A 12,784-nucleotide genomic window follows, 5' to 3' on the forward strand; every position below is an offset into this window, starting at 1 on the left:
GCTCCTATTGTTGAGGAGCTGCCACGTTCGTTACCAAGCGAATGGGTGGCAGCTGTGCGCAGGTTGGTAAACCGGGACAATAGGAACCCGGCAGACCCGAAGGTCTCCCACGCACAGCCGCCATAAAACGGATTCGCGGGCGCAAAAAAAGCGCCTGCAAAAGAGATATGGGCGCTGTTGCGCCTATTGTTCAACGGGTTACCAAGCCCGGTCGCTGAGTTTGCAGCGACGGCCAGAGAGTAACGTCCGTTTTTGGAAAGTGCAACTGCGCTGATGTCTTGCGGATTTTTCAGGTGCGGCATAAATTGTTCGGGCATGTAGATTGACCTCAACGCCTCCGGATCGCCCCCGGAGCGTTTTCGTTTCAGGCGTGAGCTTCCCAGCGCAGGGAGATAGTGGGCAGATATCCAGCCTCAATCAGGGCATGGGCATCTTCGTAAGCGTCAATCTGCTGGCCTTCATCCACGACCACTACGCCGAACTTTTCGCAGTGAAGTGCGAGGAGGCACCAGGTGCCGTCTGCCCATTTGAGTACGCTAACCACGCGCCCTTTTTTTTCTTCACGACTGCGAAAGCGTTCGAAGCGCTGCATGGTTTGGGAGGTGAAACCAACGCCACGAAGAATCGAAAACGGATGCATCAGTGCTCTGCTGGCGATCTTGATATTCATGCGGCCACCTTGTTTCGAGCCGCGATGCGTGCACGATTCCAATTCAAAACTTCAGCCAATACCCAAGCCACAGGCGCGCCTCGGGCGTTGCTATCGGTGAGCTTCACTGCCTGCGGAAACCCGCTCTCTGGCTGGTTCATGAGCTTGTAAACGGTTGCGCGTCCCACGCCTGTCAAAGCCATGACCTGATTAATGCGAATCAACGTTGCGGAGGGATCGTAGCGACCAATATCCAAGCCGCTCGCATTGGCCGGCCGGGGTGCAGAATTGGCTGTGCTGATTTGATCGATGATGGTGGTGGGGGGCGCCGGGATTTCGAGGATCTTCATGTTGGGTTTGCAGTCATTCACTCCGCTCGCCCTCCCGCTATTGCGGCAGACGAGCGAACGCAGCTTTCAAGCCAAGCGGTGACGTCTTGGAGCCGATACCGTACGCGTGATCCTGTTTTCACGTAAGGCAGTGAATTGGCACGTGAGCTGCGCCATGCGGCAAGCGTTCGGCTGGACAAACCCAATGCATCCGCAACCTGTTCGGTAGTGAGCAGTTCGGTAGCTGGGTGAGTAGAGGAGGATGGGGTTAAAGCGTTGTGGATCGTCATAGGGAGTTACCTGTCGTAGTTCGTACAGGTACTAGCTATGTAAACCAATAGTGGATTTTTAAAAACAGTATTTTCGATCAGTTCTGAGCCTGATTCTGTTCAGAGGTAGAGTAGTTTTTCATGATCGCTGCAAAGTTTTAGTTTTTTGCCGGGCCGTCCCACCATGTCCCACTGGTTTTCTATACAGTGAAATTTTGTAGAACCAAAATTTTACCGGGACGGGTTTCCCGACGAACGGTATGGCTTCATGGGAGGAGTGGATTCAACAGCTTCTCCTCTGCTCGTCTCGCATTCCCCCTCCGCCCCACGTTTGAAGTGACCTCGCGACCCTTTTAAGGCTTGGAAATGTATGCCATCAGGCAACTGGGAGTTGAAGTCGGCGTTACACCAGTTGCCTTCGTTACACAGGGTGTACGCGTCGTCACTAAAACGTGTAGCGGCCGTGAGGGCCAATGATTCCGGGGCGTCCATGAGAGTCGTTACACCTGTGACACGCGTTACACCGATTTTCGGAGGGGTATGGGTGGCGTTTCAATGAACCCCTTCAAAACTCTCTTTGACGACATTCCCAATCGCCAGTTGATCGAGATAATCGGCATACCACTGCATCATGCTTGTACGCTGCTTAAGATACACAGCTTTGTTGTAGACACCCGCGACCCCGTCTTTCATATGTGAGAGCTGGGCCTCGATGTGATTCTCGTCGAAGCCATGCTCGTTGAGGATCGTGCTGGCAATGTGTCTAAATCCATGCCCAGTTTGTCGGCCCTCATACCCTAGGCGACGTAACGCCATCAGGAAAACAGTGTTGGAGCGAGCTTTGGTTGTATCACTACGACCGGGAAAAAGTAGCTGGTAGTTGCCTGTCAAAACATACAAATCTTTCAGCAGCGTCACGGCCTGGTGTGGAAGAGGTACCAAGTGTTCACGGCGACGTTTCATTCGTTCTGCGGGGATCGTCCAAATCGCTTTCTTCAGATCGAACTCCGTCCACCTTGCCTCACGAATTTCGGAAGGGCGGCAAGCCAGCATCGAGAGCAGGTGAAGACCGATGCGGATATCAATAGCGCTTGGATAAGAGCGGATCGCTCGGAGCAGAGGAGGTAGTTCCTCAGGCGACACATGAGCGTAGTTTTCCGCTGGTTTTGTCTGCAGAAATTTGTGCAATCCCTCCAGGGGGTTGTGTGTTGCTCGCCCGGTCACCCTAGCTAGGTCGTAAATTTCACGACACATCCCTCTTACACGACTGGTCTGCTCGATGATTCCTTTCCGTTCCATTGAGCGAAGAAAGTCCATCCACTCCATTGGAAGAATCTCGCGGTAGGAGCGCGTTCCGAAAACAGGGAAAACATGAAGCTCGAGAGCGCCGATAGTTCGGACTGCTGTTCCTGCGGTCCACCCTTTGCGTTTGGACGCATACCATTCCCGTGCAAGCTTCTCGAAGGTATTACTGGCGCTCTCCAATTCGGCGGCTTTTTTCGCCCGCATTGTTGCCAGTGGGTTACTTCCGTCAGCAGTGCTTGCCCTCAGGTCTGATGCTTTCTGGCGAGCTACCGAACCGGACACCGCCGGGTAACTACCCAACCCGATCCATGACCATTTTCCGTCGGCCTTCTTGTATCGAAGCTGCCACGACTTCTTCCCATCCGGCCGCACCCGAAGATAGACGTTGTTGCCGTCGTGCTCTCGGTACTCCTTGGAGTCGGCTTCTAGGCTCGCTATGACTGTGTCTGCGAGAGGACGCCGCTTGATTTCAGTCCGTTTCATTTCCTTGTACCCATCAGTTTCAATCTGTATCCGTGGTACATGAAAGGATACAGGGCACATTGGGATAGGGGTAGACAAGGACGGATAGCCAGAAACAAGGAAGCCCGCACAGGGCGGGCTTCTTGGGGTGTTTCGTAGACTGTCTGAGACAGGTCTAGATTGCTATTTGGTGGAGCCGGGGGGATTTGAACCCCCGTCCGCCAGTACTCCGCTGTCGGTACTACATGCTTAGCCGTGTCTATTAAGTTAACCCTCAGCGACCCGACGGGCAGGGTGCTTTGGGCGAGTTGTGTAAGTTTTAGCCGCTTCGTCCACAACGTACTGCACGGCGATTCTGTTCTATATGACAATCATTTCGGGTTTACAGACATCCCCTGATGATTGCTGGGCCCGAAGGCACCAGAAGTGCATGTCAGCTGCAATTAAGCAGCGAGAGCAGCACCGTATTGGTCGTCATTGGCAACTATAAGAAGTTGCAACAGTGGATTTACGACTTCTGTTACCAAGTCGGCATGCACCTAGAGTTTCGCAACCGGCGTCGAATCCTGAACGGCCCCGAACTCATTGCCCGGTACATCTGTTGGAGCAACAAGCACGTGCAGTGTACGCCAAACGGCCCGCGAGGCCAACCCGAAGGTTGGCCGGGCTTCGATCAATTGTTGGTGCCGCTGGATTTTCGGAGTTCCGTAATGGTCTGCGAGGTTTCCGCGACGCAATCATCGATTTTGCCCTGGGCCTTGAGCGCCTGTGCCTTCTGCACACTGGTTTCGGCGCGCTGGCTCAGTTCCGGTGACGATGAAAGCTGGGCCTTGGCATTGTTGATGGTCTGGATGTTGGCATCGCACAGGTCGGCAGGCTTGTCGGCCGCGAACGAGGCGGATGCCATCATCGATGCCGTAACGAACAGACCTAACAGTACAGAACGTTTCATATGAATCTCCTTGAACTGAGGGATCCAGACTTCGCTGGCCGTCAGGACGGGCAACCGGTTGGAGGAAAAGCCCCGATTGGCGGGGCTTGTTCTGTGGACTGCCATGGCTTTCAAGGAGTTCTATTTTTCTTCAGTCGGTTTTCGCCCGGGTCACCCGATCCACCAGATACACCAGCCCGTGGTAGTCGATGCCGCCGTGTTGCGTCAGGCCGATCTCACAGGTGCGGCTGGTGGAAATTCCTTCGCTGCAATGTTGCACCGCATCCTTGAGGGTACGCAGCGAATGGCCGTTGAGCTCCGGTGTAGTGAAGCCCTTGTCACCGGCAAACCCACAGCAATGAATGCCTTCCGGAATCACCACGTTCTTGCTGCACTTGCGCGCCAGATCGATCAGTGCCTGACTCTCGCCCAGGTGCTGAGTGCTGCACGTCACATGCACGGCAATCGGTGCGTCCTGCGGAATGAACTCCAGGCGGTCCATCAGATGAGTGCGGATGAAGCGCACAGGGTCATACAGATCGAGACGAACATTTCCTGCATCCTGTACCAGTCGCAAGGTGCAGGGACTGGTGTCGCAGTAGATCGGATCGAGCCCGCCACGGCTGGCGTGCAGCAGGGCGCCGATCAGTTCCTGGCGCTTGTGCTCGGCCTGTTCGGCATAGCCTTTGGAGGCGAAGGGCTGGCCGCAGCAGAGGTTGTCCAGATTGTCCGGAAGCACCACCTGATAACCGGCCTTCTCCAGCAGGCCACGGGTTTTGTCGTACAGCGATATCTGCTCCTTGTCGCCCCCCGCCGGCCCCATCACCCGCGACACGCAAGCCGCCAGATACACCACACGCGGGCGTCCGTCCGACAGGCCGGAGCTGACCCGAATGGCTTTTTCCGGCTGCGGCATGGCGTTGGTCCACTGCGGCACCTGGCCTTTGGACAGGCGTGTCAGTGTTGCCGACAACTTCGCCAGACGCGGTGCCCCCAGCAGCATCCGCGCACCGTTGGCCACGTGCAGGGTGAACCGTGCGCCTTGCAGGGTGGTCGCGAAATTTCCTTCGATCCAGTTAGCCGCTTTCATATGGGTGGCGTTACGCGCGCGCAGTTTTTTCACCAGCTCGCCGGTGTTGATGCCTACAGGACAGCGCTGCGCGCACAATCCGGTCGCGGCGCAGGTTTCGATGCCCTGGTACTCGTAGGCTTTTTCCAGTTCGGTGGTGTCGATGCCGGCACGCTTTCGTGCCTGAATATCGCGCCAGATCACGATGCGCTGGCGCGGGCTCAGGGTCAGGCCTTTCGATGGGCAAACCGGCTCGCAGAAACCGCACTCGATGCACTTGTCCACAATCTCGTCAGCGGCCGGCAGCGGTTTCAGGTGCTTGAGGTGGATCTGCGGATCTTCGCTGAGCACCACGTCCGGGTTGAGAATGCCCTGCGGATCGAGCAGGCGCTTGAGTTGCCACATCAATTGATAGGCGTCGCTGCCCCATTCCTGTTCGACAAACGGCGCCATGTTGCGCCCCGTGCCGTGCTCGGCCTTTAACGAGCCGCCGAATTCCACGGCCACCAGCTGCGCCACGTCGTCCATGAATGCCTGATAGCGTGCGACTTCTTCCGGACTGTTGAAGCCTTGGGTGAAGACGAAGTGCAGATTGCCTTCCAGTGCGTGTCCGAAAAGGATCGCTTCGTCGTAGTGGTGTTTGTCGAACAGTTCGATCAGACGGTTCACGCCGATCGCCAGTTGTTCCACCGGGAAGGTGACGTCCTCGATGATTACCGTAGTGCCGGTCTTGCGCACGGCGCCGACGGCGGGGAAGGTGTCCTTGCGGATCGCCCAGAGGCGGGCGTTCTCGACCGGGTCTTCGGTGAAATCGACCTGTTTTTCCACCGGGAAGCCGTTGAGCGACGCCATGATCTGCGCCAGTTGCTCTTGCAGCAAAGTGGAAGATGCGGCGCGGGATTCGATCAGCAGCGCGCAGGCATTGTTCGACAGGTGCTGTACGAAATCCGGCATGCCGGGTTTGTCCTGCACCGAGCGCAGACTGCGACGGTCGAGCAGCTCCACGGCGGACACTGGTTGGCTTTTCAGCACCGTGACCGCGTTGCAGCAGGTTTCCACGTCGGGGAAAACGATCAGTGCCGAGGCTTTGTTCGGGTGGTCGATCACCGTGTCGTAGGTCACTGCGCTGATGAAGCCGAGAGTACCTTCGGAGCCCACCAGCAGGTGACTCAGGATATCCACAGGCTCATCGAAATCCACCAGGGCGTTGAGTGACAGGCCGGTGGTATTTTTCAGGCGGTATTTGTGGCGGATTCGTGCAGCCAGTTCGGCATTGGCGCGGGTCTCGCGGCCCAATGTCGCCAGGCGTTCCAGCAACTCTCCGTGGCTGGTGCGAAATGCCGCGACGCTGGCGGCGTCCTCAGTGTCCAAGCGCGTGCCGTCGGCCAACACCAGACGAATCCCGGCCAACGTATGGTAGGTATTTTGTGCGGTGCCGCAGCACATGCCGCTGGCGTTGTTGGCGACGATGCCGCCGATCTTGCAGGCGTTGATCGACGCCGGATCCGGGCCGATCTTGCGCCCGAACGGCGCCAGCCACGCGTTGGCCTGGGCACCGATCACGCCCGGTTGAAGGCGGATTTGCGTGCCTTGCCCCCGGATCTCGCGGGCGTTCCAGTTATCCCCAAGCACGATCAACACCGAATCGCTGATTGCCTGACCAGACAGGCTGGTGCCGGCGGCGCGGAAGGTCACCGGGACCTGATCGCGGCGGGCCAGTTTCAGCAGCGCCACCACTTCATCTTCGGATTCGACGCGGATCACCAGTTGCGGAATCAACCGATAGAAACTGGCGTCGGTGCCGAAGGCCAGTGTCGACAAAGGATCATCGAAACGCCGTTCGGCCGGAATCAGTTGTTGCGCATCGCGCAGGAAAGTCGCCGGTAAGGTCATTGGTCCTCCAGGATCAACACCACCAGGTCTTTCGGGCCGTGGGCGCCGTAGGCCAGCACTTGTTCGATGTCGGCGGTTTTCGACGGGCCGGACACCAGCAATGCATTGGTCGGCATGCCCTGGGCCCACTCGAATTCCTGCTGCACCTGATAGAAGTTGTCGCGGATCTGACTGGCCTTGAGCAGGGCGAAGTGCACCGGCGGTACCAGGCTCATCAGCCGTGGTTCTTCGCGGGTCGGCCAGAGAATCAGGCTGCCCGTAGCGGCGATGGCGCCGAGGGTGCCGGTAAGGCTGGCCGGGGTGTCGTTGAACAACTCGGCTTTCCATTCCTCCACCGGTCGGTCGTAGGATTTCAGCGTCGGCAGACCCGGATTGTTCGCCCAGTGCTGTGTGATGCGTTGCCCGTGAGGCGTCGTCGGTGCGATCAGCAGGCTTGGTAACTGGCGGTCGCGCAGCAATTGCGCGAGCAGAGCCGGCCACGCGTCCGCAGACGTCAGATGGATTTCGGTGTGCACCGCTTCCATCAGTTTGCGCAGTTGCGGGATCCGTTGTTCGGCGCTGTAGGTGTAAGGCCGGGTCACCAGATCGACATCGAAGTTGTCGGCAATCGGTGTGGTGCCGGTCAGACTTTTACGCAACTTGCCGAGGATGTTTTGCTTGGCGCTCATCAACGATCTCCTTGTTTGGCCAGATGCTCGCGGGCCATGTCATGCAGTGAGCGGGCGGCGGGTTTCGGAGCGCTGTGATTCTGCGTCCACGGGCCGACATTGTTCGGCGTCAGCGCGCGCAGGCGTGTGGCGAAGAACGCAAACAGTCGATACAAAGTCGGCGAGCTGTTGAGCTTCGCCCAGGCATTCCAGATGAACCGTTCCTTGCGCGAATACTTGCTGCCCTGGCCGCGCATCACTTGATGAGGACTGTCGGGAGCTTTGACGTTTTCTTCGCGCAGGCGACGCAGCAGCGCAGGGATCGGAATCTTCACCGGGCACACTTCACCGCAGGCTCCACATAACGAAGACGCGCTCGGGTGGTCCGGGACTTTCGCCAGGCCGACCATGTGCGGGGTGATGATTTTGCCGATCGGGCCGGGATAAACCTCGCCGTAGGTATGGCCGCCGATACGGGTGTAAACCGGGCAATGGTTCATGCAGGCGCCGCAGCGGATGCAGTTGAGGGTCTGGCGCAATTCACTGTCGGCGAAGGCCTGGCTGCGACCGTTGTCGAGCAGGACCAGATGCACTTCCTGCGGGCCGTCGAGTTCATGCTCCTTGCGCGGGCCGGAGATCATGTTGACGTAGGTGGTGATCGGAATGCCCAGCGCCGAACGGGTCAGCAACGACAGCAGCGGCACCACGTCGCGCAGGTTTTCCACGACTTTTTCGATGCCGGTGACGGCGATGTGCACCGGCGGCACGGTGGTGGTCATGCGTCCGTTGCCTTCGTTTTCCACCAGCAGCAGGGTGCCGGTTTCGGCCACGGCGAAGTTGACGCCGGAGACGCCGATGTCCGCTTCGAAGAATTTCTGCCGCAGGACCCTGCGACCGATCTGAATGAGTTGGTCAACGTCCTTGGTGTATTCCACGCCAAGTCTGTCGTGGAACAAGGACGCGACCTGACCGGCATTCTTGTGGATTGCCGGCATGATGATGTGAGAAGGCTTCTCGTGGTCGAGCTGGACGATGTATTCCCCCATGTCGGACTCCAGACATTCAATGTCTTGAGCCTCGAGGAAATGGTTCATCTCCATCTCTTCGCTGACCATCGATTTGCCCTTGATCACTTGCCGCGCCTCGTGAGCGCGGATGATCGAAAGGACGATGCCATTGGCCTCGTCCACCGTTTCCGCCCAGTGCACTGTCACACCGTTGCGGGTCAGGTTCTGTTCCAGTTGCTCGAGCAGGTCGGGCAACCTGGAGAGCGCGCGGGCACGGATCGCATTGCCCAGTGCGCGCAGGTGTTCTCTTTCGTGGGCATCGCTGAAAGCCGCTGCCCGCTTGGTCATCAGTGAATCCATCGCCGTGCGGAAGTTGTTCCGCAACTGCGAATCGCCCAGAGCGTTGTGCGCCCGGGCGCGGAAATCGTCTTCTACGGCAACCACAGGAATCATCGTGGAAGTGCTCATCGCGCACCTCCGGTTCGTTGCCAGAGAAAGCTCGCCAGGTGTTGCCCGCGCAGCGCTTCCTTCTGTTTTTCCAGCGAGCCGTTGATGTTCATCAAGCAGCCGCAATCGGCACTGAGCACCTGATGCGCGCCGGATTCCTTCAACGCCCGGGTCTTGTCGGCCACCATCGCGCCGGAAATGTCTGGCATACGGACGCTGAATGTCCCACCGAAGCCACAGCATTCGCTTTCGTGATCGTGGTTGACCCGTTCCACGTTGCTCAACTGCGCCAACAACTCGCGGCCGTGCAGGTGGGTGTTCATTTCCCGTCGTGCCGAGCACGACGTGTGCAGCGCCACTTTGACCGGCTCGCCGCTGTCCTTGAGCTGCACCTTGCAGACGAACAACAGAAACTCGGCCAATTCATAGGTCCGGGCCGCGAGGGCCTGAACCTGTTTCAACGTTTGCGGCTCGTCCTTGAACAAGTCGGCGTAATGCTCACGGATCATTCCCGCGCAGGAGCCGGACGGCACCACCACTGGATAATCCCCGGCAAACAACGCCAGTTGCGAGCGCGCCACCGTCCGTGCCTGCTCGGTGTAACCCGAGGTGTAGGCCGGTTGTCCGCAGCAGCTCTGCCCTTGCGGGTAGTCGACCCGAATGCCTTCGCGTTCCAGCAAGTGGATCGCATCCATCCCGGCTTCGGGATAAAACAGGTCGACCACGCAAGTGCCGAACAGGTAGACCCGCGACGGTTTCTCGCTCGGGTACTGCCGGGGTTCGGGCAGTGGTGGTGCAACGCGGGTGGCGTTGGGCACGGCGTTGTAAAAAAGCTCGCTCATCAGGCGTGTCTCCGGGTGGACCCGGTTATCCGTCTGTCGAGGCTGCCGAATATAGAGCGTGTTGCTTTCAGCAGCCTTACAGACCGGGTTGTGAATTGCTGACGCCGGAATCGCGAACCGGCGTCGGTTATTTCCATGTCGCTTGTGGTCTTCTTGCAGGTATCAGTGCACCAGCATGCCGGTGAACCAGTAGGCCTGGGCCAGAGTGATCAGGCCGACAATCGTTGCAAAGAATAGGCTGTGCTTGAGGGTGAAGCGGAACAGGTCGGACTCCTTGCCTACCAGACCGGTCGCGGCACAGGCCACGGCGATCGACTGCGGCGAAATCATTTTGCCGGTCACGCCGCCGCTGGTATTGGCAGCGACAAGCAAGGTGTCGTTGACCCCGATCTGGTGCGCGGTGGTTGCTTGCAGCGAACTGAACAGCGCGTTGGACGAGGTATCGGAACCGGTGAGGAATACACCCAGCCAACCGAGGAACGGCGAGAAGAACGGGAACGCTGCACCGGTCGCGGCCAGGACCAAGGCCATGGTCGAGGACATGCCGGAATAGTTGGTGACGAAGGCGAACGCCAGCACCATGCCGATCGACAGGATAGGCCAGCGCAGTTCGTAGAAGGTCTCTTTCAAAGTGGTCAGACCAGTTTTGAAATTGATCTTCAGGATCACCATCGAGATCAGCGCGGAGAAGAAAATCGCCGTGCCGGTAGCGGAGATCGGGTCGAGCTTGAACACCGCCGGGATGGCTGTCGGTGTGGCGACGATCGGTGCGGTCTTGATCACCAGTTGATCCAGATGCGGGATCGCGAAGTTGAACACCCAGGCGTACATCGAGCCGCCGGCGGCGAACATCGCCTTGAACGGTTTGAGGGTCCAGATGGTGACCAGCACGGTGAGGATCAGGAACGGCGACCAGGCCTTGAAGATTTCCCCGAGGCTGTAGGGGGATTCGATGGTGGTGCGTCTTTGGCCGAAACCACCGACGCTGGCGGTCACCACCGAAGCGGAAACCGCACCGGCAATGTGTTGGCCGGCGGCGCGTTTCGGCTGCCAGATTTTCAGGAACAGCGTCAGCGCAATCAGGCTGGCCAGGGCCGAGGTGATGTCCGGCAGTTCCGGGCCGATGAAGTTCGAGGTGAAGTACTGGGTCACGGCGAAACTCAGGCCGGCAACCAGTGCGGCTGGCCAGGTTTCACGCACGCCGCGCAGGCCGTCCATCATGAACACCAGCCAGAACGGCACGAACAGCGACAGCAGCGGCAACTGGCGGCCGGTCATGGCGCCGATCTTGAACGCATCGATACCGGTGACCTGCCCGGCGACGATGATCGGAATCCCCAAGGCACCGAATGCAACCGGCGCGGTGTTGGCAATCAGGCACAGACCGGCTGCGTACAGCGGATTGAAGCCCAGTCCTACCAGCAGCGCGGCAGTAATCGCCACCGGCGCACCGAAACCGGCTGCACCTTCGAGGAAGGCGCCAAAGCAGAAACCGATCAGCAGCACCTGCAAGCGCTGGTCATCGGTGATCGACAGTACCGAGCTGCGGATGACTTCGAACTGACCGCTCTTGACCGTCAGTTTGTACAGAAACACCGCCGCCACGATGATCCAGGCAATTGGCCACAGACCATAGGCAAAACCATACCCGGCGGCGGCGAACGCCATGTCCGCCGGCATCTGGAACGCGAAGATCGCCACAAGAATCGCCAGAGCCAGCGTGATGCTGCCGGCGACATGACCTTTGAGGCGGAACACCGCCAGAGCAAGAAAGAAGAACACGATGGGAATGACGGCCGCGAGTGCGGACACGCCGAGACTGCCGAGCGGGCTGTAGAGCTGTTGCCAGGTTTGCATATGGGGTGGCCCCTAATTGTTGTTGGTCAGGCACTGTCAGCGTTCTTGGTTAATTGGTAAGACCAATTTACAATCGCTGTCGGCTAGGGTAAAAGCCTTGATGTCGGTGTGTCAATTTGTCGCCCGGAAACTTTCGTCGAATGACCGGTGCAGGCTCGAACTGATCCGCTCCGGGGCGTTTCATCTGGCAGGTGTCGGCAGGGCGCCGATAGGCCAGAATAGAGAGCCCGGCGCATGGTCGGGCTCGTGGAGAATTGAGTGATGGGGTTTGATCAGATACGTCAGCGCCGTTTGTCTGACGATATTGTCGAGCGGCTCGAGGGGATGATCCTTGAGGGCACGCTGAAGCCTGGCGAGAAACTGCCGGCCGAGCGCGTGTTGGCTGAGCAGTTCGGTGTTTCCCGACCGTCGCTGCGCGAGGCGATCCAGAAACTGGCGGCCAAGGGGTTGCTGGTCAGCAAGCAGGGTGGCGGCAATTACGTGGTGGACAGCCTGGGCTCGACTTTCAGTGATCCGCTGCTGCAATTGCTGGAAAGCAATCCGGAGGCCCAGCGCGATTTGCTGGAATTTCGCCATACGCTGGAGGCATCGTGCGCCTATTACGCAGCATTGCGCGCTACAGACGTGGATCGCGAACGGCTGACTGCTGCGTTCGAAGAACTGCAGGATTGCTACTCGCGGCATGACGAAGTGAGTCGGGCCGAGGAGGGCGCGGCGGACGCGAAGTTTCATCTGGCCATCGCGGAGGCCAGCCACAACGCGGTGTTGCTGCACACCATTCGCGGGTTGTTCGACCTGCTCAAGCGCAACGTGGTGACCAACATTGGCGGTATGTACAAACAGCGCACGGAAACCCGCGACATGCTGATCACTCAGCATCGGGAACTGTATCAGGCGATTATCGAAGGGCGTGCGGATCAGGCGCGCGAGGTGTCCAGTCGACACATTCTGTACGTGCAGGAAGTGCTGGAAGAGGTGCGTCAGGAAGTTCAGCGCGTGGCTCGGGCGGAGCGGCGCAAAGGGATGTAGCGGTGAACGATTGATTGTGGCGAGGGAGCTTGCTCCCGGTACTGGTCA

General features: G+C 58.7%; 11 protein-coding genes and 1 other RNA gene. 1 reads left to right on the plus strand and 11 read right to left on the minus strand.

Annotated features, from left to right (window positions below; all coding sequences use genetic code 11):
- Window positions 1-364 precede the first annotated feature (364 nt).
- The 11 genes from BBF94_RS15960 to BBF94_RS16005 form a co-directional block, all read right to left on the minus strand.
- Window positions 365-670 (minus strand): hypothetical protein, encoded by a 306-nt coding sequence (locus BBF94_RS15960; protein ID WP_065259949.1) that lies wholly within the window; start codon window positions 668-670, stop codon window positions 365-367.
- Entirely contained in the window at window positions 667-999 is a 333-nt protein-coding gene (locus BBF94_RS15965) for a helix-turn-helix transcriptional regulator (protein WP_082302420.1), read from the minus strand. The genes BBF94_RS15960 and BBF94_RS15965 overlap by 4 nt, the downstream gene beginning before the upstream one ends.
- Window positions 1,000-1,016: 17 nt before the next feature.
- A complete protein-coding gene (locus BBF94_RS27220; RefSeq protein WP_082302421.1) occupies window positions 1,017-1,268 on the minus strand; it encodes a helix-turn-helix domain-containing protein in 252 nt (83 codons plus the stop codon).
- Window positions 1,269-1,799: 531 nt separating this feature from the next.
- Complete coding sequence (locus BBF94_RS15970; protein WP_065259950.1) at window positions 1,800-3,035, minus strand: tyrosine-type recombinase/integrase; 1,236 nt, start codon at window positions 3,033-3,035, stop codon at window positions 1,800-1,802.
- Window positions 3,036-3,202: 167 nt separating this feature from the next.
- Window positions 3,203-3,592, minus strand: a transfer-messenger RNA (tmRNA) gene (gene ssrA, locus BBF94_RS15975).
- A gap of 95 nt (window positions 3,593-3,687) precedes the next feature.
- Window positions 3,688-3,966: a hypothetical protein gene (locus BBF94_RS15980; RefSeq protein ID WP_065259951.1), complete on the minus strand. Its 279-nt coding sequence runs from the start codon at window positions 3,964-3,966 to the stop codon at window positions 3,688-3,690.
- 130 nt (window positions 3,967-4,096) lie between these two features.
- Complete coding sequence (locus tag BBF94_RS15985; protein ID WP_065259952.1) at window positions 4,097-6,907, minus strand: FAD-binding and (Fe-S)-binding domain-containing protein; 2,811 nt, start codon at window positions 6,905-6,907, stop codon at window positions 4,097-4,099.
- On the minus strand, window positions 6,904-7,575 hold the full coding sequence (locus tag BBF94_RS15990) for a LutC/YkgG family protein (RefSeq protein WP_065259953.1): 672 nt from the start codon (window positions 7,573-7,575) through the stop codon (window positions 6,904-6,906). The genes BBF94_RS15985 and BBF94_RS15990 overlap by 4 nt, the downstream gene beginning before the upstream one ends.
- Window positions 7,575-9,029, minus strand: coding sequence for a LutB/LldF family L-lactate oxidation iron-sulfur protein (locus tag BBF94_RS15995; RefSeq protein WP_065259954.1), 1,455 nt, complete (start codon window positions 9,027-9,029; stop codon window positions 7,575-7,577). The genes BBF94_RS15990 and BBF94_RS15995 overlap by 1 nt, the downstream gene beginning before the upstream one ends.
- Window positions 9,026-9,850 (minus strand): (Fe-S)-binding protein, encoded by an 825-nt coding sequence (locus BBF94_RS16000; RefSeq protein WP_065259955.1) that lies wholly within the window; start codon window positions 9,848-9,850, stop codon window positions 9,026-9,028. Before BBF94_RS16000 ends, BBF94_RS15995 begins: the two co-directional genes overlap by 4 nt.
- A 162-nt stretch (window positions 9,851-10,012) precedes the next feature.
- Window positions 10,013-11,707 carry a lactate permease LctP family transporter gene (locus BBF94_RS16005; protein WP_065259956.1) on the minus strand — a complete coding sequence of 565 codons (1,695 nt, stop codon included), beginning with the start codon at window positions 11,705-11,707 and terminating at the stop codon, window positions 10,013-10,015.
- Between the two features lie 261 nt (window positions 11,708-11,968).
- Between BBF94_RS16005 and BBF94_RS16010 the strand changes: the two genes are divergently transcribed.
- Window positions 11,969-12,736, plus strand: coding sequence for an FCD domain-containing protein (locus tag BBF94_RS16010; protein WP_065259957.1), 768 nt, complete (start codon window positions 11,969-11,971; stop codon window positions 12,734-12,736).
- Window positions 12,737-12,784: the final 48 nt, after the last annotated feature.

Origin of the sequence: Pseudomonas bananamidigenes (assembly GCF_001679645.1) — a bacterium.
GTDB classification, from domain to species: Bacteria; Pseudomonadota; Gammaproteobacteria; order Pseudomonadales; family Pseudomonadaceae; genus Aquipseudomonas; species Aquipseudomonas bananamidigenes.

Coding starts and splice junctions, on each gene's coding strand:
- BBF94_RS15980 (WP_065259951.1), bottom strand. CDS start 3,966: ATGAAACGTTCTGTACTGTTAGGTCTGTTCGTTACGGCATCGATGATG.
- BBF94_RS16005 (WP_065259956.1), bottom strand. CDS start 11,707: ATGCAAACCTGGCAACAGCTCTACAGCCCGCTCGGCAGTCTCGGCGTG.
- BBF94_RS15995 (WP_065259954.1), bottom strand. CDS start 9,029: ATGAGCACTTCCACGATGATTCCTGTGGTTGCCGTAGAAGACGATTTC.
- BBF94_RS15965 (WP_082302420.1), bottom strand. CDS start 999: ATGAAGATCCTCGAAATCCCGGCGCCCCCCACCACCATCATCGATCAA.
- BBF94_RS16000 (WP_065259955.1), bottom strand. CDS start 9,850: ATGAGCGAGCTTTTTTACAACGCCGTGCCCAACGCCACCCGCGTTGCA.
- BBF94_RS15985 (WP_065259952.1), bottom strand. CDS start 6,907: ATGACCTTACCGGCGACTTTCCTGCGCGATGCGCAACAACTGATTCCG.
- BBF94_RS15970 (WP_065259950.1), bottom strand. CDS start 3,035: ATGAAACGGACTGAAATCAAGCGGCGTCCTCTCGCAGACACAGTCATA.
- BBF94_RS15990 (WP_065259953.1), bottom strand. CDS start 7,575: ATGAGCGCCAAGCAAAACATCCTCGGCAAGTTGCGTAAAAGTCTGACC.
- BBF94_RS15960 (WP_065259949.1), bottom strand. CDS start 670: ATGAATATCAAGATCGCCAGCAGAGCACTGATGCATCCGTTTTCGATT.
- BBF94_RS16010 (WP_065259957.1), top strand. CDS start 11,969: ATGGGGTTTGATCAGATACGTCAGCGCCGTTTGTCTGACGATATTGTC.
- BBF94_RS27220 (WP_082302421.1), bottom strand. CDS start 1,268: ATGACGATCCACAACGCTTTAACCCCATCCTCCTCTACTCACCCAGCT.